Raw genomic sequence first — 22633 nt, 5'->3', positions numbered from 1 at the left:
CTCCTCGCTTACAGGGTGGCCAGGAAGGCGGTGAGGGCCTTCTTGTCGGCCTCGGAGAGGTCTTCGCCAAAGCGGTGACCGGCGTTTTCGATCTCGGCAAAGCAGGAGGAGTAGATCTGCTTGACCAGATAGGGCCGCTTCTTGAGCGCCTCGACCAGGCCGTTGGGTTGGCTGGTGACCTCCTCGGTGATGGCCTTGAGGTCGGTGAACACGCGCTTGCCGGCATCCGGCCCCCATTGCTTGACCAGCCGCGCTTCAACCTCCTTGGGCTTGAACTTGGCCTGCACCAGGTCGACCACGAAGGTCTTGTGCTGGAAGTTGCCCACCGTGCCGGCATTGACGCCGCGCCCGTCGATGACCGCCGGGATGGTGAGCGAGAAGCCGACCAGCTTCTCCTTCTCGGTGCCGTCCCACAGCCGCGGGCCGACGCGCAGGGTCACATCCTCGTTGAGCAGTGTGACCTTGGGGATGCGTTTGGCCGGGTTGAGCAACTCGTCCATGCTCGCCTTGTAGAGCTTGAAGCGGCCCTCGACGCTGGGGTCGTACTCCCAGCAGGCGGGTTGCTGGTCGGGCGGCAGCAACGACAGGGTGTTGCCGTCGACATAGCGCGGGCGCATGGCGTAGAAGGCGTTGGCCTTGTTGGCCGGCTTGCCGCACAGCTCGGGGCCGAGCGCGTTGTTGTGCAGAAAGGGGGCGTGCGCCCACAGGTTGATCAGTGAGATGTTGCGGTAGTAGCTGCGCCCGCCATCGGCCGGCTCGGCCAGGTTGGGGTCGGCGGCTTGCGCGCGCAGGGTTTCCGAGCCGTATTCTTCCCAGATCTTGCCGGTCATGTGGTTGCTGTGCAGGGCGCGGCAGCGGAAGGTGCCGACCTCGGACACCAGCGTGGGTGCGTCATTGCCCAGCCAGTCGGCGCGCAGGCCGCTCTTCTCGTCCATCTTGTAGAAGTCCAGTGCGTCGAACTGCCCGGCTGCTGCCTCGGGCTGGCTAGAGTGGCAGCGTGCGCAGGTGGTGGCAAACACCTGTTGCCCACGGGCCACGGCGCCCTCGCCAAACTCTTTTTCCAGATCGGCGATCAGGTCCTGCGTGGCGTAGGTGGCGCTGGGGTCGGCCTTGCGCAGGCCGGTCTCGCGCGCTTCGCGCAGGTCGGTGTTGCGCGCTTCGGCCGACATGAAGAAGTCGAGGATGTTGCCCAGCCGGTCTTCAATCGCGCGGAAGTTGGGGCAGTCGCGCCGGCACTGGCCGATGTTGAAGGGCGTCTGGCCAAAGCCGCGCTGCTGCGGGTCGGCCACGCGCAGGTCGGTGAGGTGATTGACCCAGCACTGCTCCGAGCACGAACCGATGTTGAAATACACGCGCTGGATGGCTTCGAGCGCGCCAATCGAGTCCTCGCCGCCCTTGAGGATGTGATGCACGGTCTCATCCGCCAGCGACTTCTCCCAGCACTTGCCCTCGCGAGCCGGCTCGCACCAGCAGGTGGCGGCGGCCTTGCCCTCGCAGCTGTTGGCCTTGCGCCACTTGAGCACTTTTTCGCCCATGAACACCGGCCGCTGGGGGATGTTGATCAGCGCGTTCATGGTGCCGGGGTTGTTCACCTGGTCGTTGGGGATGGCCGAGGTGTCGCTGGTGCCCGGCCGGGCGTGGGCAAACATCTGCCACTCCAGCGTGTTGCTGGCCATGCCCGACACCATGATCTCGGAGATGCGCGAGTACTGGTTGCCGAGCAGGCCCTTGATGTTCTCCCACTTGGGATGGGCCGGGTCGGCCGGCGGGTTGAGCGGGTCGAAGGAAATATGGCAGGAGCCGCAGGCGGTGCCGATCAGGTAGGGCGGCTCGACCGCGCCGTCGAGCAGGCGGCTCTTGGCCGGTTCATCCGAGCCGCCAGCGGCCGGAATCTTGCGGTTGTAGCCTTCCCAGGTGCCGGCGCTGCCGTTGAGTTTGACCCACTTGTCGCGGTCGAAGCGCGGATTCGGAAACTTGCGGATGCCGAGCATGCCGGTCGAGGTGCCGAACTTCAGATCGCAGGCGGACTGGCGCTGGTCGGTCGGGCCGTGCACCTCGACCTCGGCCAGCGGTGCGTCGTGAAAGTCGCAGGCCGGATCGGTGTAGCCGGCCTTGCCGACATACTTCAGCAATTCCTCGTCGCCGGGGCACCAGTCCAGGCCATAGGTTTCTTCCAGTGATTTGGCCGGGCAGTTGGGCTCGCCCGGCGTACAGCAGGCCGGGTCATTAATGCCGCCCCAGGCGCGGAAGCGCTCGCCGCGCTCATCGGAGCGCAGCACGCGGAACCAGTCGATCAGCACGCCCACCCGCTGTTGAAACACATAGGTGTGGAAGCGATCGTTGCCCGCCGTGGCCTTGAACCAGATCAGCCGGCCGGCGCACTCCGAGGCGTTCAGCCCCTCGCGCGCGCAGGAATCGAAGTAGGGAATGTCCTGCTCGTGCACCACCGGTGCGGCATGGGCGAGGCGGCCCATAGGGGTGATGAAGCTGGCAGACAGGGCGATGACAAGCAGAAACAGGCGGACCATGTCGGGCCTCCGAGACACGCGGTGACGACCGGCCCAAAACGGCGCGCGCGGTGAAGCGCGTTGCCGCGAAACCCCCGAAAACGTTCGGGGTAAAGGGGCTCTGATCGGGAGATGGCGCCGCCTCGCAGCAAAGTCGCGCGCCATCGTCATATTTTTATGGTTCTGTGTACTTGGTGTAGCACCCCAGCGGTCGATTGCAAGACGGGCGTGTTTTCGTCAGCGCCGCCCGGTGGGCCGTTCCTGGCGGCTTTTCGCCTTGGACGCGCGACTCGAGGTCACCGTATGATGGGGCCATGCGCCTGCCCGAAATCCCCCTGCCCCGACGCGCCCGTTCATGCCTCTGTCTGGCGCTCATCGCCGCCCTCGCCGCGTGCCAGAAAACCTCGCCGGAACAAGCCATTGGCGAAGCCATCGGCCGTATCGAACAAGGCATTGCCGAGCATCAGAATGCCACCGTCCGCGCCGAACTCGCCGAGGCCTTTCGCGGCGGCCCCAGCACGGATCCCGGACAGCTCGACAAGACCGGCGTGCAGCGCCTGCTCGCGGGCTATTTTTTGCGCTACAAAAATATTCACGTGGTGATCACCGGCGTGACGGTCGAGCCGCTCTCGCACACGCCCGACCAAGCCTGGTCGAACGCGTCGGTGGTACTCACCGGCGCTGAGGGGCTGATCCCCGAGGCCGGGCGGATCTACCAGGTGCGCGGCCTGTGGGTGCGTGCCGACGGCGATTGGCAGTTGCGCGAATTGCAGTGGGACTGAGCGAAGAGCTGCGGGTCTATGTGCCGCATGCTCGCGCTGTTGCCGACATCGTGCCGCGGCACCGGCGTGATGGCTGGCGTGGTCCTACCGACCGGTGATGTCGACGCGGTCGCCGCCGACCACCCGACCACCCGCCCGACCACCGCGGTGCCGATGCCGCGGCTGCCGCCGGTGCCCCGCGGTTAGTAGATCAGCAGCACGCGCACCTCGATGCTGCGCCGCGGTGGCGTGCCCTCGGGGATGTCCGGCTCGTCGAAGGCCGCGTGCGGGGTGAAGCGTGCCACGTCGGTGGCCGAATCGTAGGACTTGAAGGCCAGCACCTCGTGGCGTCCCATGCGCGGGGCGTAGTACCAGCGGTGGGCGGGTGAATAGGTGTGCAGGTAGATCTCGCCGCAGCGTTGCGGGTAGTGGATGTCGGCGGCGATGCGCTCGGTGGCGCGCACGCTGCGCGCATCGCACACCGGCAGCGGGGTGTCGCACACCTCATCGACCAGCGGCCGCCACAGGTTCACGATGGTGAAGCGGCCGGTGTATTCGCGCGCGTCCATGCCGCGGCACTGGCGTTCCAGCCGGCGCCGGCCGGAGGCCTCGGTCTAGTCATTGTGCACCCGGCCGACCGCGGCCGAGGTGCTGCCCTCGCGGCCGAAGCCGAGGGCCGGCCGGTCGGCCTCGCGCTCGCGCACCAGGTGGTCGAAGACCATGGCCAGCCGGGCACCGGTCAGGGCGCGCGCCAGCAGGGCGCATTCGCGGTAGTAGGTGTCGGCGAGCTCGCGGGTGTCGAGGAAGTCCGCCATCTGGCTGTGGTGCTCGATCAGGCGGAAGTCCTCGACATCGAGCGAGGTGGCGCCAGCGCGGCGCAGATCGGCCCGAGCAGGAAGGGGCGGTAGTCGACGCGGGCGCGCCCCTCGGCCTCCTGCCGCGTCACGTCGGCCGCCGCGATATACGAATAGGTGCTGGCCGGGTCGAACCAGAATTCGATGCACGGCAAGCGTGAGCGTTTGGATGTCATGGGGCCTGCTCCGTCAGTGTCGATGACAGGCATGGTGGCGTCCGGTGGCGCGGCCTCAGGTGAGAACTGCTGCGGGCGCGTCCAGCAAAATTCAATGCTCAGCCGACAGGCATGTTTAGTCTGGCCTTGTCCCATCCCTCCCTTGGCGTTTCGCCTTCGGGTGCGTCAGCAACGGCCCGGACCCGCCCCCACGGGGGCGGCCTTTTTCCGGCACCGGGACGATGGGATTTCGAGGAGGACATGACAATGCATGCCAGCGACGATGTGCGATGGACGGTCGAGCTGAACCCCGGCACGGTGCTGCGCCTGCCGCCGGGGACGACGGTCGGGTGCCGGGCGGGCAGCGTCTGGCTGACCGAGTATCGCCCCGGCCGGGATGTGCTGCTGGCCGCGGGCGATGTCCACACGGCCGGTGGTGCCGGGCCGGTGGTGGTGACCGGGCGGGCCGCGGCCAGCCTGGTGCTTGGCGCGGCCGACGATTCAGTCGGGCGGCGGCTCCTGCGCGCCATGGGCGAGGCCTGTATCCGACTCGGCAACGGGCTGCGCCAGCGCGGCGAGCGCGTTGGCACAGGCCTGCACCACCGGCCGGGCCTGCCCGCGCGCTGACACCAGCAGCACATAGCTCTTGTCGGGCAGGCGCAACGGGTGCACGGTTTTGAGGCCGTGGCGGGTGCAGAAGTCCTGCGTCAGCTGCACCGGCATCAGGGCCAGTCCATCGCCGCGCGCGCAGGCCAGCAGCGCGGCGTACAGATCATGGCAGACCAGCACCGGCGGGCGCGGTAGCTCGGTGAGCCCGAGCTGCCGCGTCAATCGCGTCCACGGCAGGCGGGCATGCTCGATCAGCGGTTCGCTGGCCAGCAGTTCGGGCAGGGCGCGCAGCCCCAGCGCCAGCGCACGGCTGGCCGGGGCGAGCACGCCGAGCGTTTCGTGCCACAGGATGCGGCCGTCTTCATGGTCCGCCGGATGACAGTAGCGGATGGCGATGTCACACTCGCTGCGATCGAGATCGGACAAACTCTCGCTCGCCGACAGTGTCAGCGCCACGCCGGGGCAGGCCGCGCGCAGGGCGTCGAGCTTCGGTGCCAGCCACAGCCGTGCCACGCCTGGGCTGGCGGCGATGCGCACCTCGGTGGCAAAGCCGCTGCCCAGCCCGTGCAGCCAGTCGGCCGCGCCACGCGCGAAGGCCGCCGCCGCGTGGTAGTAGGCGAGGCCCTCGTCGGTCAGCTCGACGGTCGGGCTGTGGCGGATCAACAATTGCAGGCCGGTGCGCGCTTCGAGCAGCGCCAGCGAGCCGGTCAGGGCGGCGCGGCTGACGCCCAGTTCGCTCAGCGCTCGCGCCACGGTGCCGTGACGCACCAGCGCTTCGAAGGCGGCCAGCGCATGCAACGGTGGCAAGGGGGCGGGCGGTGTCGACATTCAAGGAGGCTCCAGTCGATGAGTCGTTCATTATTGCGTGATCTGCCCTTGCGGGAGCTGCTGGCGCTCGAAGCCAGCCTGCGCCTGGGCTCGCTGGCGCGGGCGGCCGACGAGCTGTCGGTGACGCCCTCGGCGATCAGCCACCGCATCCGCCAACTCGAACGCACCCTGGGCATCGCCCTGCTGGCGCGCCGCGGGCGTGGTGTGGCGCCAACCGCCGCGGCCGCCGCCTGCCAGCATGAACTGAGCGCGCTGGTGGCGGATTTTCGCAACACCTCCCACGCCTTGCGTCACAGCGCGCAGCAGACGCTGCATATCGATGTCACGCCGGTGCTCGGGGCCACCTGGCTGACCGGCCAGCTGGCCGCGCTGCGCCAGGCCCTGGATCTGCCCCGGCTGCAAGTGGAATTGAGCGCCACGCGCTTGCCCAATGCCCCGGCCGACCCGCGCACCGACATTCTCATCGAGCTGGTTGCCGATCCGCAGGCGTCCGGCCTCACCCGCCTGTTCGGCGCTCGCATCGGTGCGTATGTGGATGCCCGCTCACCGTTGCCCAGCCCGGTGAGCCTCGGCGAGCTCCAGCAGCAGACGCTGCTGCGGCAGACCGTGGTCGAGTGGTCCGATTGGTGCGTCGCCGCCTTTGGCCACAGCGCGCCGCTGCATTACGGCGTGATGCTGGACGACCCGCTCAGCGCGCTCGAAGCCTGCCTGGCCGGCGGTGGGGCCGCCTTGCTCAGCACCTTGAGCGTGGCGCCCTATGTCGACAGCGGCCGGCTTCGTCCGCTCCATCCGGCGCGGATCGATGCCGGCCACTATGCCATCTCGCTCACCGAGCGCGGCCAGCGCAAGGCGCTGGCGCGCCGCGCCGTCAATGCGCTGGTGGCGCTGGCCGTGGCCTAACGGCACAGCGCCCCCAGCGACTGCAGCGCCAGCAGCAGGTCGGGCGAGGTCCAGGCGCGGGCGGCCAGCAGCGCCACCGCCGTCATCGCCAGCGCCAGCCAGAGACCGGGGTGTTTCACGCGGCGCGTCCTGCCGGCACCGGGGCGGCGGCCGGCGTGCGGTCATCGATGGGGTAGTGCAGCAGCGCGGCCAGCACGCCAAGTCCGACCGACAGCGTCCACACCACGTCGTAGCTGCCGGTGGCGTCGAACACCAGGCCGCCCAGCCACACCCCGAGGAAGCTGCCCACTTGGTGGCTGAAGAACACGAAGCCAAACAGCGTCGAGATGTAGCGCACGCCGAAGATCTGCGACAGCACCGCGCTGGTCAGCGGCGCGGTGCCCAGCCACAGGAAACCCATGCCGGCGGCGAATACGTATGTGGTGGTGGCGGTGACCGGCAGGACCATGTAGGCGGCGGTCAGCCCGGCGCGCAGCAGGTAGAGAATGCTGAGCAGGTTCTTGGCCCGCCAGTGCACCCCCATCTGGCCCCAGGCCCAGGTGCCGAGCACGTTGAATAGACCGACCAGCGCCAGCGCGCGCATGCCGACATTGGCGTTCAAGCCCTGGTCTGTCAGGAAGGCCGGCAGGTGGTTGCCGATGAAGGCCAGCTGAAAGCCGCAGGCCAGAAAGCCCAGCCCGAGCAGCCAGAAGCCGCGGTGCGAAAAGGCCTCGGTCAGCGCGCTCCACAGGCCCTGCGGCGGTGTGGCCGAGGGCGCGGTGGCAGTGCGCGGCTCGGCCACGACGACCGCCAGCAGCAACGCGACGGCCACGGTGGCGGCCAGCACCCACAGCGCGTCGGCCCAGCCGGCGCTGCTGATGAGCGACTGCGCAAAGGGCAGCATGGCGAACTGGCCGAGCGAGCCGAGCGCGCCGGCGGTGCCCAGCGCGGCAGTGCGCCGATGCGGCGGCACGGCGCGGCCGATGGCGCCGTAGATGATGCTGAAGCCGGTGCCGCTAAGCCCCAGGCCGACCAGCAGGCCAGCCGACAGGCTGAGTGTCACGCCGCTGTCGGACAACGGCATCAGCACCAGCCCGGCCACATAGGCCAGCGCGCCGAAGACCACCACCCGGCCGGCGCCGAAGCGGTCGGCCACCATGCCGGTGAAGGGCTGGGCGATGCCCCACAGCAGGTTCTGCAGGGCGATGGCGAAGGCGAAGGTCTCGCGCCCCCAGCCGTAGTCGAAACTCATCGGCTGCAGGAACAGGCCGAAGCTGTGACGCATGCCCAGCGCCAGGCTGAGGATCAGCCCGCCGCAGACGATGACCAGCGCGGGCGAGCGCCAGGATGGGGTTGTCATGTTGTTCTCCTGAAGGGGTTGGGTGATGACACCCTAGCGCCGGCGCCGCGCCCGACTAGCGAAGAATGCTGTGTGCGCGGCCAGCGCAATTCATGTGTGTGCTGGCGGCGTCTCGCCGCCCCGCCCCGGCGCGACTCGGCTATGCTTGCCTCCCTCTGAATCCTGCGCCCACCGATCATGCTCAACGCCCGCTTCTTTCTCCTCATCGCCATTGCGTTGGTCTATCTTCTCGCCGTGCCGGGCACCTCGCTGTTTCGCGCCGCTGTCTCGGGCGATGCGCTGACCTTGCGGGTGAGCTTCGGCACCCCGATGCTGTGGCTGACCACGGCCGTCATCGTGCTGATCATCTTTGGCGTGTGGAAGCGCTTCGCCTGGGCCTGGTGGCTGGGCGTCGCGGCGGCAGGCTTTCAGCTGGTGCGCATGGGGATGTGGGTGTCGCAGCACTACTCGCTGTCGCGCCTGCCGGGCGAGGGCACGCTGCTGGTGCTCGGCCTGCTGGTGAGTTTTCTGGTGCTGATGCTGCTGCCGGGCACGCGGATGGCGTGTCGGCGGTAAGGGGCTGACGGTTTGAATCCCGCCGCGAAGATCGCGGTCCGGTAGGGCGGATAAGCCGAAGGCGCATCCGCCATCGGTGGCGGCAAGGGAAACGGCGGATGCGCTGCGCTTATCCGCCCTACGCGAAGCGACGCCCCAGGCTAACTCGAACAACTCACCGACAGCGACTGCGCCCAGTCTGGCGGCGGGGCGGCGAATTCGGCGTTCTCGGGCTGTTCGTCGAAGGGCCGTTGCAGGCAGGTGTGGATGCGCTGCAGCGGGGCGAAGTCGCCGGCCTGCGCGGCGCGGATGGCGGTTTCGGCCACCCAGTTGCGCAAGACATATTTCGGATTGACTGCGTGCATCGCGGCGCGGCGTTCGGCGTCGGGCCGCGCGTCGAGCGCCAGCCGCGCGCGCCATTGGGCCAGCCAGGCGTCGCAGGCGGTGCGGTCGGCGACGAGGTCGCGCACCGGGGCGTCCTGCGCCGGCGTGCCGGCGACGGCGGGCAGCTCGCCCAGCGCGCGGAAGAACAGCGTGTAGTCGGTGTGATGGGCGTGGAGCAGGCCATAGAGCTGGCCGATGAGTTCCTCGTCGCCGTCGCGGGTGTCGGTAAGCCCCAGCTTGGCACCGAGCCGGGCGAGGAATTCGCGGTTGTAGGTCTCCACAAAGGCGGTGTCGATGGCCGCCTCCAGCGCGTCGGTATCGCCGATCAGCGGCATCAGTGCATGGCCGAGGGCGTGCAGGTTCCAGTGCGCGATGTGCGGCTGCGCGCTGTAGCGATAGCGGCCGCCACGGTCGGTGTGGTTGCAGATGTGGTCGGCGTCGAAGCCATCCATGAAAGCGAAGGGGCCGTAGTCGAGCGTGAGGCCGAGGATGGACATGTTGTCGGTGTTCATCACCCCGTGCATGAAGCCCACGGCCTGCCATTGCGCCATCAGCGTGGCGGTGCGGCGGCTGACCTCGGTGAGCATCGCCACGGCCGGGTTGGCGGCGTCGCGGGCGGCGGGGTAGAAGCGGTCGATGACGTAGTCTGCCAGTTGCTGCAACTCGCCGGGCCGCTTGTTGGCCGTCCAGTGCTCGAAGGAGCCAAAGCGCACAAAGCTCGGCGCCATGCGGGTGACCACCGCCGCGGTTTCCATGGTCTCGCGCGGCACCGGCAGGTCCGAGGCGACGAGGCTCAGCGCGCGCGTGGTGGGGATGCCGAGCGCGGCCATGGCCTCGGAACACAGAAACTCCCGAATCGACGAGCGCAGCACCGCGCGGCCGTCGCCCATGCGCGAATAGGGCGTGCGCCCGGCGCCCTTGAGTTGCAGCTCCCACGGGCCGTGCGGGGTGCGGATTTCGCCGAGCAGGTGCGCGCGGCCATCGCCGAGCTGACCCGCCCAGGCGCCAAATTGATGGCCCGAATACACCGCCGCCAGCGTGTCGCCGCCCGGCAGCGGCGTGTTGCCGGCCATGGCCTCGACAAAGGCCGGCGAGGCGAGCTCGTCCGGATGCAGGCCGATCAAGGCGGCCGCGGCATCGCTGAACAGCACCGCGCGCGGCTCGGGCAGGCCCCAGGGCGCAAGGCGGGTGTAGAAGGCTTCGGGCAGACGCGCGAAGCTGTTGTCGAAGGGCAGGGCGTCGAGGCGGTGGGGGCGCTCGAGCGCGTCCGGATGGGGGGCGTTCATGGGCACACTCTGTCGGGGGGTCGGGCGGCCGGTCTGTGCCGGCATCGGTAGACAGTGTGACAGCGGATGCGTTGCCGTGCGCGCTGGTAGCATGGTCCACCCGTGCGCCGTCGCGTGCGCACCGAATCCGCACAAGGAGCCGCCATGCCGATGTTTGTCGATACCTCGCCCCCCGGACAGTGCATCTTCTGCCGCCTGGTGGCGGGAGAGATCCCCGCCGAGCGCGTTTATGAAGACGCGCTGACCATCGCCTTCATGGACATCGGCCAGCTCAACCCCGGCCATGTACTGGTCGCCCCCAAGCGCCACGCCGCCACGCTGTTCGAGCTCACCGCGGAAGAGGCCGGCGCCATCATGCAAACCGCCCAGCGTGTCGCCTTTGCCGTGCGCGACGCCTTCGACCCGCCCGGCCTCACGCTGCTGCAAGCCAACGGCAAGGAAGGCGACCAGACCGTGTTCCACTGCCACATGCATGTCGTGCCGCGCCATGGCAACGACGGCATCGCGCTGAGCTGGCCGCGTAAGGACCCACCGGCGGCGGTGCTGGCGGAGTATGCCCAGAAGCTGCGGGCGGTGATGAAGGCGGGGTAATTTGTGGGGCAACGCCTTGCTGAAATTATGCTTTAGGCAATACGATGGAGGCGTCAATTTTCCAACGAGGACGTCATGGAATTCATCGATAAGCTGAACAGTCTCTCTGCAAAGATTCGCCAACAAGGGGGCGCGATCAAGACCGAAGAGGCAACGAAGAATGCTTTCGTTATGCCGTTCATCAATATGGTTCTTGGCTACGACGTTTTTGATCCCTCTGAGGTCATTCCCGAGTACGTCTGCGACGTGGGGACAAAGAAGGGTGAAAAGATCGACTATGCCATTCTCAAGAACGGTGAGATTCAGATTCTCGTCGAGTGCAAAAAGCTTGGCGAGCCGCTGAACGTCAATCACGCGTCGCAGCTTTTTCGATACTTCCACGTCACCAATGCCCGCATCTCGATCCTGACAAATGGTCGGGAGTACAAGTTCTTCACAGACCTCGACGCACCAAACAAGATGGATGAGCGCCCGTTCTTGGAACTCGATTTGCTCGACATTGATGAGCACGCCGTTCCGGAATTGGTAAAGCTGACTAAGTCCGCCTTCGATGTGGAGTCAATCATTAGCGCTGCGGGTGAGCTGAAGTTTGTTAGTCAGATAAAGAAGGTCATCGCGGCGCAGTTCAGCAAGCCTGATGATGATTTCATTCGCCTGATTGCTTCTCGTGTGTACGACGGTATGGTGACGCAGAAGGTTCGGGAGCAGTTCGGCGAACTTACGCGTAAAGCGGCGAGCCAGTTTTTGAGCGATCAAGTTAATGAACGCCTCAAATCGGCGATGAGCGGAGCGACGCCGCCCGCGCAAGGAGCACCTAGTCCGTCTGCGGGCGGGGCGGCCGAGCCTGACGCCGAGGAGGACAAGATTGTTACGACGCTGGACGAAATGGAAGGTTTTCACGTCGTGAAGGCGATTGTGAGGTCGGTTGTCGACTCGAAGCGAATCACGATGCGTGACACCCAGAGCTATTGTGGAATCCTTCTGGATGACAACAACAGAAAGCCAATTTGTCGGCTTCACTTCAATCGCGGTCAGAAGTACCTTGGCGTTTTTGATCAAGAAAAGAATGAAACGCGCCATCCCATTCAGTCGATCGATGACGTGTATGGATTCGCTGACCAGCTAAAGACTGCTGCGGGCTTTTACGACTAAGCAGGGCTGCGCTGGATCGTCGTAGCAGAAGAGATGCGAATGGCTCCGGCGATGTGGTCGTTTCTGGACATCCTCGCCCGCCTCGGCGGTCGATGTCGTTGCGAGTCTCGCCGCATTGGCGTCACGCGCACCCACCTTCTGGCCGCCGCGCTGCTGATCGGCTGCGCCACCGTGCGCGCCGAGTCGCCGCATGCGTTCAACGTGACGGCTTTTGCGGGTTTGGCCAAGCTGATGCCGGATGGCAGCGAGCGGCTGGACTATGTGCTCGATGGTGCGAACGGCGGCGAGTTGCGCTTCAGTCGCTGCGCCCAGGTGGCTTCGACCGACGCGGTTGCTGTGCGCGAAGATCAAACCCCGCTGTTTCAGCTGCTGCGCGCCAACTGTCAGGCGCTGGCGCGCTATGGTGCAGGTCAGCCCGCCCGACGTAGCCACCTGGCCGAGACGCTGACACCGGCGCTGATGCGTGAGTTGCCGGCGTCGGCGTTGCCCGTCGTGGGTGGTCAGGCGACGTCGCCCGCCGGCGCGCGCGTGGACGATGCGCCCGGAGTAAACATCGAGGCGTTGCCCGGCGGCCGCGTGCGGGTACTGACCCGGACCGACGACAGTGTCTACACTTTGATGGCGCAGGGCGATTTCGATGGCGATGGCGTGCAGGACATGCTGCTGCGTCTCGACTGGCGCACCCGCGACGCCTTCGGCCGGGGCGTCGATCTGCTGCAGATCACCCGTCGCTCGGCGGGCGGCGCGACCGAACTGAACTGGCGCTTGTCGGCCGTGCCTTAGTGCGCCAGCCAAAGCAGGAGACGGGATTGACCGAGATGACCATGCCCGCCGGTGCATCCGCCGACATCCCCGCCGACATCCCCGCCCACATCGACGCCCTCTACCGCAGCGACGCCCGCCGCATCCGCGCCACGCTGATCCGCCTGCTGGGTGATTTCGATCTGGCGGAGGAGGCGGTGCAGGAGGCCTTCATCGCGGCCATGGCGCAGTGGCCGCGCGATGGCGTGCCGGACAATCCGCGCGCCTGGCTGGTGTCGGCGGGGCGTTTTCGCGCGATTGACCGCATCCGCCAGCGCGCGCGCTTCGATGCCTCGCTCACCGAGCTGGCCTGGCGACTGGCGGAGGAGGAGCAGACGGCGGCCGAGCCGGCCTGCGGCATCGAGGACGACCGTCTGCGGCTGATCTTCACCTGCTGCCACCCGGCGCTGGCGCCCGAGGCGCAGGTGGCGCTGACCCTGCGTGAAGTGTGCGGCCTGACCACCGAGGCCATCGCCAGCGCCTTCCTGACTGCCACACCGACACTGGCGCAGCGCATCGTGCGCGCCAAGGGCAAGATCCGCGATGCGCGCATCCCCTACGAGGTGCCCGAGGGGCCGGCGCTGGCGGCGCGGCTCGACAGCGTGCTGCGGGTGATCTACCTGATCTTCAACGAGGGCTACCTCGCCTCCGACGGCGAGGCGCTGACGCGGGCCGACCTCTCCGACGAAGCCATCCGCCTTGGCCGGCTGCTGGTCGCGCTGCTGCCCGAGCCCGAGGCCCAGGGCCTGCTGGCGCTGATGCTGCTGACCGAGTCGCGCCGCGCGGCGCGCACGACGGCCGATGGCGAGCTGGTGTTGCTCGACGCGCAGGATCGCGGCCGGTGGAACCGCACGCTGATCGACGAGGGCTGCGCCCTGGTGGAGACGGCGCTGCGCTCGCGCCGCGTTGGCCCTTATGCGCTGCAGGCGGCAATCGCCGCGGTGCATGCCGAGGCGCCCACGGCCGCCGACACCGACTGGCCGCAGATCGTCGGGCTCTACGAGGTGCTGATGCGCGCCGAGCCCTCGCCGGTGGTGGCGCTCAACCGCGCAGTGGCAGTCGCCATGCGCGACGGGCCGGCGGCCGGTCTGGCGTTGATCGATGCGCTGCTCGCGGATGGCGAGCTGGCCGACTACCGGCTGGCGCACGCCGCCCGCGGCGAGCTGCTGCAGCGTTTGGGCGAGCGCGACGGTGCCCGGGCGGCTTTTTCCCGGGCGCTGGCGCTGACCCGGCCGGGCCCCGAGCGGCGCCATCTCGCCGCACGGCTTGCGCATCTGCGCTGAACCCGCGGGCGGGCCGACGAACGGTTGTCGAATGACCGTCACGGCGGGCGACTAAGGGGCGAAACCCCAAAAAAACAGGAGCCGATCGTGGCCGAACTGACCCTGACGACTTTTCTCAGCCTCGACGGCGTGATGCAGGCCCCCGGCGGGCCGGCGGAAGACACCCGCGGCAATTTCACGCATGGCGGCTGGCTGGTGCCGCATGCGGACGCTGACATGGGCGCGACGATGGTCGACATCTTCGCCCGCGCCGACGCCTTTTTGCTCGGCCGCAAGACTTACGACATCTTTGCTGCGCACTGGCCGCGTGTGACGGACCGCGACGATCCGGTGGCGAGCAAGCTCAACACCCTGCCGAAGTTCGTCGCCTCGCGCGCCCACCGCCAGTTCGACTGGCACAACTCGACCGCGGTGGCCGACGTGGTGCAGACAGTGGCCGACCTCAAGCAGCGTCTTGCCGGTGAAGTGCAGGTGCACGGCAGCGGCGATCTGGCGCAGACGCTGATCGCCCACGACCTGATCGACGAATACCGCCTGCTGGTGTTTCCCGTGCTGCTGGGCGCTGGCAAGCGCCTGTTTGGCGCCGGCACGGCGCCGGCCACGCTGCGCCTGGTGCGCTCGCACACCACCGGCAAGGGCACGGTCATCAGCGTGTATCGGCGCGCCGGCACGCTGGAGACGGGTTCATTTGCGCTGGACTGACCCGCTCATCATCGATTCCCCAAGGAGACCGCCATGAAATACCTGTGTCTGGTGTATGCCGACGAGCAGCAACTCCATACCCAGCCCGACAGCCCCGAAGACGCCGAATGCCAGGCCTATGCCGAGCAGGTGGCCGGCAGCGGCCGCATGCTGGCGGCCGAGGCGCTCGAGCCGGTGGCCACCGCCACCACCGTGCGCATGCGCGGCGGCAAGGTGTCGATCACTGACGGGCCGTTTGCCGAAACCAAGGAGCAGCTCGCCGGTTTCTATCTGGTCGAGGCGCGCGATCTGAATGAAGCGATCCAGGTCGCGGCGCAGATTCCGGCGGCGCGTGTCGGCAGCGTCGAGGTGCGGCCGGTGCGTCAATTGCAAGTGTGACGACTCAACCCAACAGGAGCGATGACATGACAACACAGAACAATCCGGCCGACGAAGCCGCGGTGCGCGAGATGTTCGCGGCTTGCCGCGAGGCCGTGGCCGCCCGTGACGTGACGCGTCTCATGGGCTATTACACCGCGTCGCTGGTGGCCTTCGATGCCATTGGCCCCTTGCAGTTTACCGACCGCGCGGCCTACGACACGCACTGGCGTAGCTGCCTGGAGATGTGTGCCGGCCAGATGGTGTTCGACATGCAGGACTTGTCGCTCACGCTCGGCGAGGACGTCGGCTTTGGCCACTATCTGGTGTACTGCGGCGCCACCGATCCGGAGGGCAACACCCAGGCCGGCTGGATGCGTTGCTCGATCGGGCTGCGCAAGGTCGATGGCCAGTGGCGGATCGCGCATGAGCATTTTTCGGTGCCTTTCGATCCCGAGACCTGCAAGGCGCAGTTTGAACTGACGCCTTGAGCGGGCGCGCGTCACAACACAGGAGGATGCGCATGGACATGCGTGCCGATCCACGCCGCGTCGCGTTTGCCCTGACCCATGGCGTCGCTGCGCCGCGCGACAGGGTCTGGGCGGCCTTGTCGGAGGTCGGTCACCTCACGCAATGGGGGGCCCCGGCGGGGGCGCAAATGCGCGCCGCATCCCTGAGCTTCCATCTGGGCGGGCGTTTTCTCTACACGATCGAGCGGCCGAACGCGCCGCCTCGCTGCGGGCGTTGGGTGTATCGCGACATCATCGAGGCGGTGCGGCTTGTGTTTGTCGCCTCGTTGCTGGATGCCAGTGGCGGCGTGACCCGCCACCCGCGCGTGCCGCACTGGCCGCGCTATGTGCATCACACATTGGAGCTGGCCGACGTGGCCGGCGACACCGAGCTTCGCCTGTGCTCGCGACCGATCCATGCGAGCGAGGCCGAGATATGTGCTTTTGAAGACGGGCACGATCGCCTGCGCCGAGATGCCCTTGATGCCTGGGCGCGTCTCGAGGCGTATCTGGCCGGCGAGATCGAAATCCAAACAGAGCAGGAGTCACATCATGCGAGTCGAACCCTATTTGTTGTTCCGCGGTGACTGCGAAGCCGCGCTGAGTCTCTACACCGAGGCGCTTGGCGCCGAAGTGACCGCGCTGATGCGCTTCAGCGACGCCCCGCCGGGGGCGATGCCGGAGATGCCCGGCATGGCCGACAAGGTGATGCATGCCAATCTCAAGATCGGTGACACCATGGTGATGGCCTCGGACGGGATGTGCGGTGAGGCGGCCGGCTTCGACGGTTTTGCCTTGTCGGTCGACGTGGCCGACGACGCGGAGGCACAGCGCGTATTTGCAGCGCTGTCCGAGGGGGGCGAGGTGCGCATGCCTTTGGCGCCCACCTTTTTCGCCCGGCAGTTCGGCATGCTGGTGGATCGCTTTGGCGTGCAGTGGATGGTGATTGAGCAGATGCCCGAGGGCTGAGGCCGGGCGAGTGGCTTGGCGGCGCGATGGGGTATTGGGTTGAGGGTGGGGTCGGCGGCGGTAGGGTGGGCGGCGAGCCGCCCACCCTACGCGTCGTCGTGCGATGCCGTGATGCCCGCAGGGTGGCCAGCTCGCGGTTCACCACACCGCGAATTCGGCCCCCTCACTTCACCCAGAACGGCTTGCTGCCTTCAAAGTCCGCCTGGCTGCGGCTGATGCCGACATCGCGCAGCACATGTTCATCCAGCTCGCGCAGTTCGCGGCGGGCGGCGCTGCGCTTGCGCCAGACGGTAATGGTGGTGCGCAGTGCATGGCCCAGTTGGCGCAGCACCGAGGCAATGTCGGTGCGGGCGACGGCAGGGGCGCAAGCTTTGTGTGTCAGGCTGCTCATGATGCGTCTCCTTGAGTGGGGCTTTAGTGAGTTGAAGCTTGGCCGCTCAGGACAAATGCATCCAATCGTTTATTCGGATTCGCGTCTTCGGAAATTGTGATGGCGTGGGTTCGTGATCTACGGTGTACTGTGGGTCAGACGCATTTTCGGGATCAGGTCATGGAGCTCTACCACCTCAGAACCTTTGTTGCGGTCGCCGAGGAAAAACACCTCACCCGCGCCGCCGAGCGCCTGTTTACCAGCCAGCCGGCGATCAGCGCGCACATCAAGGCGCTGGAAGAGACCCTAGGCGTGACCCTGTTCGACCGCACCCCGAAAGGCATGCGGCTGACCCCGGTGGGCGAAGAGCTACTGCCCCGCGCCCGCCAGGCGCTGGCCGCCGCCAGCGCCGTGATGCAGCACGCCAAGGGCTTGCAGGACGAACTGATCGGCAGCGTGCGCATCGGCCTCAACACCGACGCCCGCTTTCTGCGCCTGACCGCGCTGCAGGCCGGGCTGGCCGAACACTATCCCCGTCTTGAAGTGGCCATGCTCACCGGCTCGACCGGCACCAACCTGCCGGCGGTGCGTGTCGGCAAGCTCGACGCCGCCTTTGTGACCGGCGAGATCGACGACCCGAGCATGAGCGTGTGTTTCCTGTGCGATGAGCCGCTGGTGATCGGCGCGCCGGCCTCGCTGCGCGATCAGATCACCTCCACCGAAGTGGCCGATCTGGCGCGTCTGCCCTGGGTGTATACCTCGCCCGACTGCTCGCACTTTGCGGCCATGCGCGCGCTTTTCGATGCGCACTGCTGCGAGCCCACGCGGACCCTGATCGCCAACCAGGAAGACGCCCTGATCGAGATGATCCGCGCCGGTGTCGGCCTGGGCATCGTGCGGGCTGGGGTGTTTTCGGACGACGAGCAGGCCTATGAGCTGCCGGTGGCGCTGCCCTCGGTGCCGCTGCAATTCGTCTATCTGCGCAAGCGCGAGAACGACCCGCTGATCCGCGCGGTGATGGATCAACTCTGCGCGGTGTGGGGCATTGAGCCGCCTACCGCAATAGCGCGCGAAGCGGGCTAGATGTCCACCGCCCGGCTGGGGCGTGGCGTTTATCCACGGCCAGCGTGGGCAGGCTTGTGGACAAGCTGTGAGAGGCCGCGCTATGTGCTTGAGGCGATGGAGTTTTCTGGGACTGCTTAAAAATGAGGCAATCGGCGCGTCCGCACGCCAACACCAGCCGATTCGCATGAAACCCGCGCCAGTCGGGCATTTCGGCGCGGTGGGGCGGGGTTTTATCCCCGTTCGCCGTGGGCGAAGGTGTGGATAAGCTGTGTGGCAGCCACCTATCCGATTGAGACGACTCAGGTTTTTTGCGATGCCGCAAAATGAGGCAAACACGGCGTGGCGGGGCGAAAGCACGCGATTGGCATGAAAGCCTTGCCGGCCGGGCCTTTCCGCGGTGTTGAACCCAGCACTTATCCCCGTCTGGCGTGTGCGAGACTGTGGATAAGCTGTGCGTTGCCGGGCTATCCGACTGAGGTCGCAGGGTTTTTTTGCGCTGCCGCAAAATGAGGCGGTGGCGATCGGTGCGTGTTTGCGATGTCTCGATGCCGCGTCGGCGTGGCCGGGCCACGGCAGGCCACGCGAGTCGTGCTGTGGTCTGGGCGGTGCGTCTATTGAATTCAGCGGGTGGTGGCCGGATGAATCCGGCCCTACGAGGGATACCGAAGAGCGTTGAGGCGTAGGGCCGGATTCATCCGGCCGTGGACGCTCCGCACGCAACATTGCGTGAGCGATCGGCGATGCGCCGTTCGGCCAGCGCGAGCAGGCGATCGACGCCGACCGGTTCGTCCTGCAGCAGCGGCACCACAGCGTAGCGGTGGGCATGCTCGCGCGCCACGGCGTCGATCTCGCGCAGTTCGTTGTGCGCGCGCTGTCGCAGCAGGGGCGCCTCGCTGCCGGCGGCGGCGATGCTGTTGTTGATGACCCAGGCCCAGGGTTCGATGCCGGCGCGGCGCAGGTCGGCCTGCAGGTGGGCTGCTTCGAGCACCGGCGTGGTCTCGGCGAGGGTCACGAGTAGCACCTTGGTCTGTGCCGGGTCCTGCAGTTGCTGCATGGGAGTGATCTCGACCTGCGCCTGCGCGCCACGCTGGCGAAGCATTTCGCGGTGATAGGCGCCGGTGGCGTCGAGCAGCAGCAGGGAGTGGCCGGTGGGCGCGGTATCCATCACCACAAACTGCTTGCCGGCCTCGCGGATGACGCGCGAGAAGGCCTGGAAGACGGCGATCTCTTCGGTGCAGGGCGAGCGCAGGTCTTCTTCGAGCAGGGCGCGGCCGTGCGCGTCGAGCGCGGCGCCGCGGGTGGCGAGCACCTGCTCGCGGTAGCGCGCGGTTTCGGCCACGGGGTCGATGCGGCTGACGGTCAGGCCCGGCAGCGAGCCGGCCAGCGTGTCGGCCAGATGCGCGGCGGGGTCGGAGGTGGACAGGTGCACCGGCAGGCCGCGTTGCGCGAGTTCGAGCGCCAGCGCGGCGGCGAGCGTGGTTTTGCCCACGCCGCCCTTGCCCATCAGCATGATCAGGCCGTGGCCGCCGGCGGCGATGCCGTCGATCAGCGCGGCGAAGTCGGGCGCGTCAAAGGCCGGGGTGGCCGGTGCGCCGGCAGTGACGGGGGCCGGGGTGTTGGCGAGCAACTGCCGCACGGCGTCCAGCCCGACCAGATTGAAGGCCTTGAGCGGCACGGTGTCGGTCGGCAGGGCGTGCAGGGGCTCGGGCCGTGCGGCCAGTGCGGCGTCTTCGCGGTCGCACAGGGCGCGGGCCAGCGGGTCGTCGCCGGCGTCGGCGCGTGACAGGATGCCGTTGATCACGAGGTGTTGTTGCGACAGGCCGATGGCGGCCAGCTCAGCATGGGTGCGCGCGACTTCGCGCAGCGTGGATTGCTGAGCGCGGGCGACCAGCACCAGGCGTGTGCGCGCCGGGTCGGCCAGCGCGGCGACGGCGGCCTTGTATTGCGTGCGCTGCTTCTCCAGCCCGGCCAGCGGGCCGAGGCAGGAGGCGTCGCCTTTGCCGGCGTCGAGAAAGCCGGTCCACGCGCCGGGCAACTGCAGCAGGCGAATGGTGTGGCCGGTGGGTGCGGTGTCGAAGATGACATGCTCGAAGTCGGCGGTGAGGCTGGCGTCGGTGAGCAGCGCGGTAAATTCGTCAAAGGCGGCGATTTCAGTGGTGCAGGCGCCCGACAACTGCTCTTCGATGCTGCGGATCACCGCCTCGGGCAACACGCCGCGCACCGGGCCGACGATGCGGTCGCGGTAGGCCTGGGCGGCTTGCTGGGGGTCGATCTCCAGTGCCGACAGGCCGGGCACCTCGGCCACCGGCACGATGCGGTTGCCAATCTCGATACCAAACACCTGCCCCACGTTGGAGGCCGGGTCGGTGCTGACCAGCAACACCCGCCGCCCCGCGTCAGCCAGTCGGATGGCGGTGGCGCAGGCCAGCGAGGTCTTGCCGACGCCGCCTTTGCCGGTGAAGAACATGCAGCGCGGCGCTTGGTCGAGGAAGTGCATGGCGGCGCTCAGCCGGCGCAACGGCCGCCGGAGCAGCAACCGCTGACTTCGGGTTCGGCTTCGGCCGGTGCCGCGTCGGCGGTGCCCAGCCAGTGGGTCAGTTCGGCGCGGCTGGGGTAGCGGCCGGCCATGGCGATCTCGCCGTCGAGCAGAATCAGCGGCAGCGCGTCGGGGCCGGAGCGGTCGAGAAAGCTCTTGACCGTGGCGTTGCCGGCAAAGGCCAGCGGCTGCTGGCCGAGGTTGAAGCGGTCGATACGGGCGCCGTTCTGCGCCGCCCACTCGAGGTCGGCGGCGAAGGTGATGAGGGCCTGGTCGGCGTCAACGCCGCACACACCGGAGCTGCAGCACAGGGCGGGATCGAACACTTGGATGCTTTTCATGGACGGGTTCCTTGAACAGATGAGGGGAAAAAAATCAGCGTTGGCCGGCGGCGGCGCGCAACTCGATGCATTTTTCGGGCTGGTCGGCGCAGCAGGATTCGGTGAGGTAGGCGATGGTGTCGAGCATCAGCGGGATGTTGGCCCGGTAGCGCTGGTAGCGCCCCTCGGGGGTGACCGTGATGAGCCCGGCACGGGTCAGCGCCTTGAAATGGAAGGACAGGTTGGTGGGCGGCACATCGAGCGCACTGGCGATGTCGCCCGCCACCAGGCCGTCGGGCGCCTTGCGCACCAGCAAGCGATACACCTCCAGACGCAGGCCGGAGGCGAGAGATTCAAAAACGGCGGTGGCCGTGTCGGTATTCATGACGCGACTCTACAACAGATGTTGAAGAGTTAAAATGATCTGCGTCATGTGTGGCGGTGTCAGGTGGCCGCGGTTTGGGGGTCGGCGAGTGGCAAGGGGAGGGTGCCCGAGGCCTTGTGGTGATACATCGCCAGATCGGCGCGGTGGATGATGTCGTCGGCCGTGGCGCCGGGATAGGGGAACAGACACAGCCCGACGCTGGCGCTGAGTGAGATGCTCTCGGGCAGGTCATTGTCGCGGCGGGCAACCATGGCCTGGATGCGTTCGGCCTGGAGGTGCGCGGCGGTGGCGTCGGGCATCTGGGGCACCAGCACCACGAATTCGTCGCCGCCCAGCCGGGCCACCGTATCGGCGTCACGCACCGCCTGGCGCAGGCGCGCCGCCACTCGCCGGAGCGTCTGGTCACCCACGGCGTGGCCGTGCACATCGTTGATCGGTTTGAAGTCGTTCAGATCCACAAAATACAGCGCATGCTGCGCCGTCGAGCGGGTGGCGCCGGCCAGCAGCAGATTGATGCGGTCATAGAGCAACTCACGATTGGGCAGCCCGGTCAGGCTGTCGTGCAGCGCGCGGTCGAGGTGCAGACGGCGCTCGTCTTCCAGCGCCTGTTTGTGCACAAACAGCCGCCGCCGCTGAAGCTCGACCATATAGCCCGCGCCGCCGCCGATGAGGTTGGCGCTGATGATGAAAAAGTCCTGCGTGGCCAGCAAATGGCCGGGGTAATCCACCAGTGCGCCGAAGCACAGGTTGTAGGTCACCAGCAGCACCAGATCGACCGCCAGCGCATAGATAAAGCGTGTGCCGCTGAAGTTGTAGGTGAAGAAGGTGACGACCACCACCACGGGGTAATACTGCGCCACCACCTCCAGCGGCATCAGCTGCATCATGGCGATCAGCCCGAGCCCGCCCGTGAGCCCGTTGAGTGCCGGCAACAGATAGGCGCAGCGGCGGTAATACCGGGTAAAGGTGATGGCGATGAAGGAGATCGGGACGATCAGCGAACCCAGCCGTATCGCCCACAGCGCGCCCCGCTCAGCCTCGGGGATATACCAGCCGTCGAGCACAAACAGCAGCACATACAAAGCCGGCCCGATCACCAGCGCCGCGCGCCACTGCACCAGCATGCGCGGGTAGACGTAGTCGTCGTAGGCGTTTTCAAGCGCAGGGTCGTGAAACCGGAGTGTCAGCGGATGAAGCCGGGGCATGGGGCGCTCATCGATCGGGAAAAAGGTCTCCGGCGCCATCATGGCGCACGCAGATCGCTTTCGAGCCTACGGCGTGGCGGCGTGGTTCTTGAGGGCGGGGTGGGCGGAAAATGGCGGTCAGCATGACAAACTGCACAGCGGGGCGGCGCTTGGCGGCTATCAGTCAGGGGCGGATGGCTGATATCGGGCGGATCAGCGCAGCGCCATCCAACGAGTGCCACCGCTCCAATC

General features: G+C 67.3%; 25 protein-coding genes and 2 pseudogenes. 14 read left to right on the top strand and 13 right to left on the bottom strand.

The window, feature by feature from the left end; translation table 11 throughout:
* Positions 1-8 precede the first annotated feature (8 nt).
* A complete protein-coding gene (locus FHP89_RS03210; RefSeq protein WP_260851463.1) occupies positions 9-2528 on the bottom strand; it encodes a cytochrome c in 2520 nt (839 codons plus the stop codon).
* A gap of 293 nt (positions 2529-2821) precedes the next feature.
* Here FHP89_RS03210 and FHP89_RS03205 point away from each other — a divergent pair, with 293 nt between their 5' ends.
* Entirely contained in the window at positions 2822-3289 is a 468-nt protein-coding gene (locus tag FHP89_RS03205; protein ID WP_144176297.1) for a hypothetical protein, read from the top strand.
* A gap of 182 nt (positions 3290-3471) precedes the next feature.
* On the opposite strand, the pseudogene FHP89_RS03200 reads toward FHP89_RS03205, so the two are convergent.
* The 3 genes and pseudogenes from FHP89_RS03200 to FHP89_RS03190 all read right to left on the bottom strand — a co-directional run.
* A pseudogene (locus FHP89_RS03200) lies at positions 3472-3870 on the bottom strand (CmcJ/NvfI family oxidoreductase); the annotation flags it as partial.
* A gap of 12 nt (positions 3871-3882) precedes the next feature.
* On the bottom strand, positions 3883-4083 hold the full coding sequence (locus FHP89_RS03195; RefSeq protein ID WP_144176295.1) for a hypothetical protein: 201 nt from the start codon (positions 4081-4083) through the stop codon (positions 3883-3885).
* Between the two features lie 17 nt (positions 4084-4100).
* On the bottom strand, positions 4101-4298 hold the full coding sequence (locus tag FHP89_RS03190) for a hypothetical protein (protein ID WP_144176294.1): 198 nt from the start codon (positions 4296-4298) through the stop codon (positions 4101-4103).
* 111 nt (positions 4299-4409) lie between these two features.
* Between FHP89_RS03190 and FHP89_RS21290 the strand changes: the two are divergent.
* Positions 4410-4727: pseudogene (locus FHP89_RS21290) on the top strand (DUF2917 domain-containing protein); the annotation flags it as partial.
* A 51-nt stretch (positions 4728-4778) separates the two neighbouring features.
* On the opposite strand, the gene FHP89_RS03180 reads toward FHP89_RS21290, so the two are convergent.
* A complete protein-coding gene (locus FHP89_RS03180) occupies positions 4779-5714 on the bottom strand; it encodes a LysR family transcriptional regulator (RefSeq protein ID WP_144176292.1) in 936 nt (311 codons plus the stop codon).
* Positions 5715-5732: 18 nt separating this feature from the next.
* Between FHP89_RS03180 and FHP89_RS03175 the strand changes: the two genes are divergently transcribed.
* Positions 5733-6614: a LysR family transcriptional regulator gene (locus tag FHP89_RS03175; protein WP_186300259.1), complete on the top strand. Its 882-nt coding sequence runs from the start codon at positions 5733-5735 to the stop codon at positions 6612-6614.
* Here the strand turns inward: FHP89_RS03175 and FHP89_RS21125 are convergent.
* Together FHP89_RS21125 and FHP89_RS03170 are read right to left on the bottom strand one after the other, a co-directional pair.
* Positions 6611-6733: a hypothetical protein gene (locus FHP89_RS21125; protein WP_260851462.1), complete on the bottom strand. Its 123-nt coding sequence runs from the start codon at positions 6731-6733 to the stop codon at positions 6611-6613. The two genes, FHP89_RS03175 and FHP89_RS21125, sit on opposite strands and share 4 nt — an antisense overlap.
* Positions 6730-7953 (bottom strand): MFS transporter, encoded by a 1224-nt coding sequence (locus tag FHP89_RS03170; protein ID WP_144176290.1) that lies wholly within the window; start codon positions 7951-7953, stop codon positions 6730-6732. The genes FHP89_RS21125 and FHP89_RS03170 overlap by 4 nt, the downstream gene beginning before the upstream one ends.
* A 177-nt stretch (positions 7954-8130) precedes the next feature.
* On the opposite strand from FHP89_RS03170, the gene FHP89_RS03165 reads away from it, so the two are divergent.
* Positions 8131-8508, top strand: a complete 378-nt coding sequence (locus FHP89_RS03165; RefSeq protein ID WP_144176289.1) for a hypothetical protein — start codon at positions 8131-8133, stop codon at positions 8506-8508.
* A 140-nt stretch (positions 8509-8648) separates the two neighbouring features.
* On the opposite strand, the gene FHP89_RS03160 is transcribed toward FHP89_RS03165, so the two are convergent.
* Positions 8649-10157 carry a protein adenylyltransferase SelO gene (locus tag FHP89_RS03160; protein ID WP_144176288.1) on the bottom strand — a complete coding sequence of 503 codons (1509 nt, stop codon included), beginning with the start codon at positions 10155-10157 and terminating at the stop codon, positions 8649-8651.
* 144 nt (positions 10158-10301) lie between these two features.
* Between FHP89_RS03160 and FHP89_RS03155 the strand changes: the two genes are divergently transcribed.
* From FHP89_RS03155 to FHP89_RS03115, 9 genes are all read left to right on the top strand, one after another.
* Entirely contained in the window at positions 10302-10748 is a 447-nt protein-coding gene (locus FHP89_RS03155) for an HIT family protein (RefSeq protein WP_144176287.1), read from the top strand.
* A gap of 75 nt (positions 10749-10823) precedes the next feature.
* On the top strand, positions 10824-11900 hold the full coding sequence (locus FHP89_RS03150; protein ID WP_144176286.1) for a type I restriction endonuclease: 1077 nt from the start codon (positions 10824-10826) through the stop codon (positions 11898-11900).
* A gap of 39 nt (positions 11901-11939) precedes the next feature.
* Positions 11940-12683 carry a hypothetical protein gene (locus FHP89_RS03145; protein ID WP_144176285.1) on the top strand — a complete coding sequence of 248 codons (744 nt, stop codon included), beginning with the start codon at positions 11940-11942 and terminating at the stop codon, positions 12681-12683.
* A 35-nt stretch (positions 12684-12718) separates the two neighbouring features.
* Positions 12719-13984, top strand: a complete 1266-nt coding sequence (locus tag FHP89_RS03140) for an RNA polymerase sigma factor (protein WP_260851467.1) — start codon at positions 12719-12721, stop codon at positions 13982-13984.
* Between the two features lie 87 nt (positions 13985-14071).
* The gene (locus FHP89_RS03135) at positions 14072-14686 is read left to right on the top strand and encodes a dihydrofolate reductase family protein (protein ID WP_144176284.1); all 615 of its coding nucleotides are present in this window, start codon (positions 14072-14074) and stop codon (positions 14684-14686) included.
* A 33-nt stretch (positions 14687-14719) separates the two neighbouring features.
* On the top strand, positions 14720-15064 hold the full coding sequence (locus tag FHP89_RS03130; protein WP_144176283.1) for a YciI family protein: 345 nt from the start codon (positions 14720-14722) through the stop codon (positions 15062-15064).
* A gap of 26 nt (positions 15065-15090) precedes the next feature.
* On the top strand, positions 15091-15534 hold the full coding sequence (locus tag FHP89_RS03125) for a YybH family protein (RefSeq protein WP_144176282.1): 444 nt from the start codon (positions 15091-15093) through the stop codon (positions 15532-15534).
* A 32-nt stretch (positions 15535-15566) separates the two neighbouring features.
* The gene (locus FHP89_RS03120; RefSeq protein WP_186300258.1) at positions 15567-16139 is read left to right on the top strand and encodes an SRPBCC family protein; all 573 of its coding nucleotides are present in this window, start codon (positions 15567-15569) and stop codon (positions 16137-16139) included.
* Complete coding sequence (locus FHP89_RS03115; RefSeq protein WP_144176280.1) at positions 16105-16521, top strand: VOC family protein; 417 nt, start codon at positions 16105-16107, stop codon at positions 16519-16521. The genes FHP89_RS03120 and FHP89_RS03115 overlap by 35 nt, the downstream gene beginning before the upstream one ends.
* Positions 16522-16684: 163 nt before the next feature.
* Here FHP89_RS03115 and FHP89_RS03110 read toward each other — a convergent pair whose 3' ends face one another.
* Positions 16685-16912 carry a DUF1127 domain-containing protein gene (locus FHP89_RS03110; RefSeq protein WP_144176279.1) on the bottom strand — a complete coding sequence of 76 codons (228 nt, stop codon included), beginning with the start codon at positions 16910-16912 and terminating at the stop codon, positions 16685-16687.
* Positions 16913-17071: 159 nt separating this feature from the next.
* Here FHP89_RS03110 and FHP89_RS03105 point away from each other — a divergent pair, with 159 nt between their 5' ends.
* A complete protein-coding gene (locus FHP89_RS03105) occupies positions 17072-17974 on the top strand; it encodes a LysR family transcriptional regulator (protein WP_186300257.1) in 903 nt (300 codons plus the stop codon).
* 673 nt (positions 17975-18647) lie between these two features.
* On the opposite strand, the gene arsA is transcribed toward FHP89_RS03105, so the two are convergent.
* From arsA to FHP89_RS03085, 4 genes are read right to left on the bottom strand one after another with little or no spacing between them, the layout of a single operon-like run.
* Positions 18648-20453 (bottom strand): arsenical pump-driving ATPase, encoded by a 1806-nt coding sequence (arsA, locus tag FHP89_RS03100; protein ID WP_144176277.1) that lies wholly within the window; start codon positions 20451-20453, stop codon positions 18648-18650.
* 8 nt (positions 20454-20461) lie between these two features.
* Positions 20462-20833, bottom strand: coding sequence for an arsenite efflux transporter metallochaperone ArsD (arsD, locus tag FHP89_RS03095; protein WP_144176276.1), 372 nt, complete (start codon positions 20831-20833; stop codon positions 20462-20464).
* Between the two features lie 34 nt (positions 20834-20867).
* Positions 20868-21197: an ArsR/SmtB family transcription factor gene (locus FHP89_RS03090; protein WP_144176275.1), complete on the bottom strand. Its 330-nt coding sequence runs from the start codon at positions 21195-21197 to the stop codon at positions 20868-20870.
* 59 nt (positions 21198-21256) lie between these two features.
* Positions 21257-22402: a GGDEF domain-containing protein gene (locus FHP89_RS03085; RefSeq protein ID WP_186300256.1), complete on the bottom strand. Its 1146-nt coding sequence runs from the start codon at positions 22400-22402 to the stop codon at positions 21257-21259.
* Positions 22403-22633: the final 231 nt, after the last annotated feature.

Source organism: Denitromonas ohlonensis, assembly GCF_007625205.1.
Taxonomy (GTDB): Bacteria; Pseudomonadota; Gammaproteobacteria; order Burkholderiales; family Rhodocyclaceae; genus Nitrogeniibacter; species Nitrogeniibacter ohlonensis.
This window is presented reverse-complemented; position numbering and strand designations above follow the sequence as displayed.

Excerpts from the sequence above, each read along its gene's own strand:
- arsD (WP_144176276.1), bottom strand. The coding sequence starts at position 20,833 with ATGAAAAGCATCCAAGTGTTCGATCCCGCCCTGTGCTGCAGCTCCGGT.
- FHP89_RS03120 (WP_186300258.1), top strand. The coding sequence starts at position 15,567 with ATGGACATGCGTGCCGATCCACGCCGCGTCGCGTTTGCCCTGACCCAT.
- FHP89_RS03085 (WP_186300256.1), bottom strand. The coding sequence starts at position 22,402 with ATGCCCCGGCTTCATCCGCTGACACTCCGGTTTCACGACCCTGCGCTT.
- FHP89_RS03155 (WP_144176287.1), top strand. The coding sequence starts at position 10,302 with ATGCCGATGTTTGTCGATACCTCGCCCCCCGGACAGTGCATCTTCTGC.
- FHP89_RS03115 (WP_144176280.1), top strand. The coding sequence starts at position 16,105 with ATGCGAGTCGAACCCTATTTGTTGTTCCGCGGTGACTGCGAAGCCGCG.
- arsA (WP_144176277.1), bottom strand. The coding sequence starts at position 20,453 with ATGCACTTCCTCGACCAAGCGCCGCGCTGCATGTTCTTCACCGGCAAA.
- FHP89_RS03145 (WP_144176285.1), top strand. The coding sequence starts at position 11,940 with ATGGCTCCGGCGATGTGGTCGTTTCTGGACATCCTCGCCCGCCTCGGC.
- FHP89_RS03180 (WP_144176292.1), bottom strand. The coding sequence starts at position 5,714 with ATGTCGACACCGCCCGCCCCCTTGCCACCGTTGCATGCGCTGGCCGCC.
- FHP89_RS03190 (WP_144176294.1), bottom strand. The coding sequence starts at position 4,298 with ATGACATCCAAACGCTCACGCTTGCCGTGCATCGAATTCTGGTTCGAC.
- FHP89_RS03165 (WP_144176289.1), top strand. The coding sequence starts at position 8,131 with ATGCTCAACGCCCGCTTCTTTCTCCTCATCGCCATTGCGTTGGTCTAT.
- FHP89_RS03175 (WP_186300259.1), top strand. The coding sequence starts at position 5,733 with ATGAGTCGTTCATTATTGCGTGATCTGCCCTTGCGGGAGCTGCTGGCG.
- FHP89_RS03205 (WP_144176297.1), top strand. The coding sequence starts at position 2,822 with ATGCGCCTGCCCGAAATCCCCCTGCCCCGACGCGCCCGTTCATGCCTC.
- FHP89_RS03160 (WP_144176288.1), bottom strand. The coding sequence starts at position 10,157 with ATGAACGCCCCCCATCCGGACGCGCTCGAGCGCCCCCACCGCCTCGAC.
- FHP89_RS03170 (WP_144176290.1), bottom strand. The coding sequence starts at position 7,953 with ATGACAACCCCATCCTGGCGCTCGCCCGCGCTGGTCATCGTCTGCGGC.
- FHP89_RS03130 (WP_144176283.1), top strand. The coding sequence starts at position 14,720 with ATGAAATACCTGTGTCTGGTGTATGCCGACGAGCAGCAACTCCATACC.
- FHP89_RS03125 (WP_144176282.1), top strand. The coding sequence starts at position 15,091 with ATGACAACACAGAACAATCCGGCCGACGAAGCCGCGGTGCGCGAGATG.
- FHP89_RS03140 (WP_260851467.1), top strand. The coding sequence starts at position 12,719 with ATGACCATGCCCGCCGGTGCATCCGCCGACATCCCCGCCGACATCCCC.
- FHP89_RS03110 (WP_144176279.1), bottom strand. The coding sequence starts at position 16,912 with ATGAGCAGCCTGACACACAAAGCTTGCGCCCCTGCCGTCGCCCGCACC.
- FHP89_RS03105 (WP_186300257.1), top strand. The coding sequence starts at position 17,072 with ATGGAGCTCTACCACCTCAGAACCTTTGTTGCGGTCGCCGAGGAAAAA.
- FHP89_RS03090 (WP_144176275.1), bottom strand. The coding sequence starts at position 21,197 with ATGAATACCGACACGGCCACCGCCGTTTTTGAATCTCTCGCCTCCGGC.
- FHP89_RS03150 (WP_144176286.1), top strand. The coding sequence starts at position 10,824 with ATGGAATTCATCGATAAGCTGAACAGTCTCTCTGCAAAGATTCGCCAA.
- FHP89_RS03195 (WP_144176295.1), bottom strand. The coding sequence starts at position 4,083 with ATGGCGGACTTCCTCGACACCCGCGAGCTCGCCGACACCTACTACCGC.
- FHP89_RS03210 (WP_260851463.1), bottom strand. The coding sequence starts at position 2,528 with ATGGTCCGCCTGTTTCTGCTTGTCATCGCCCTGTCTGCCAGCTTCATC.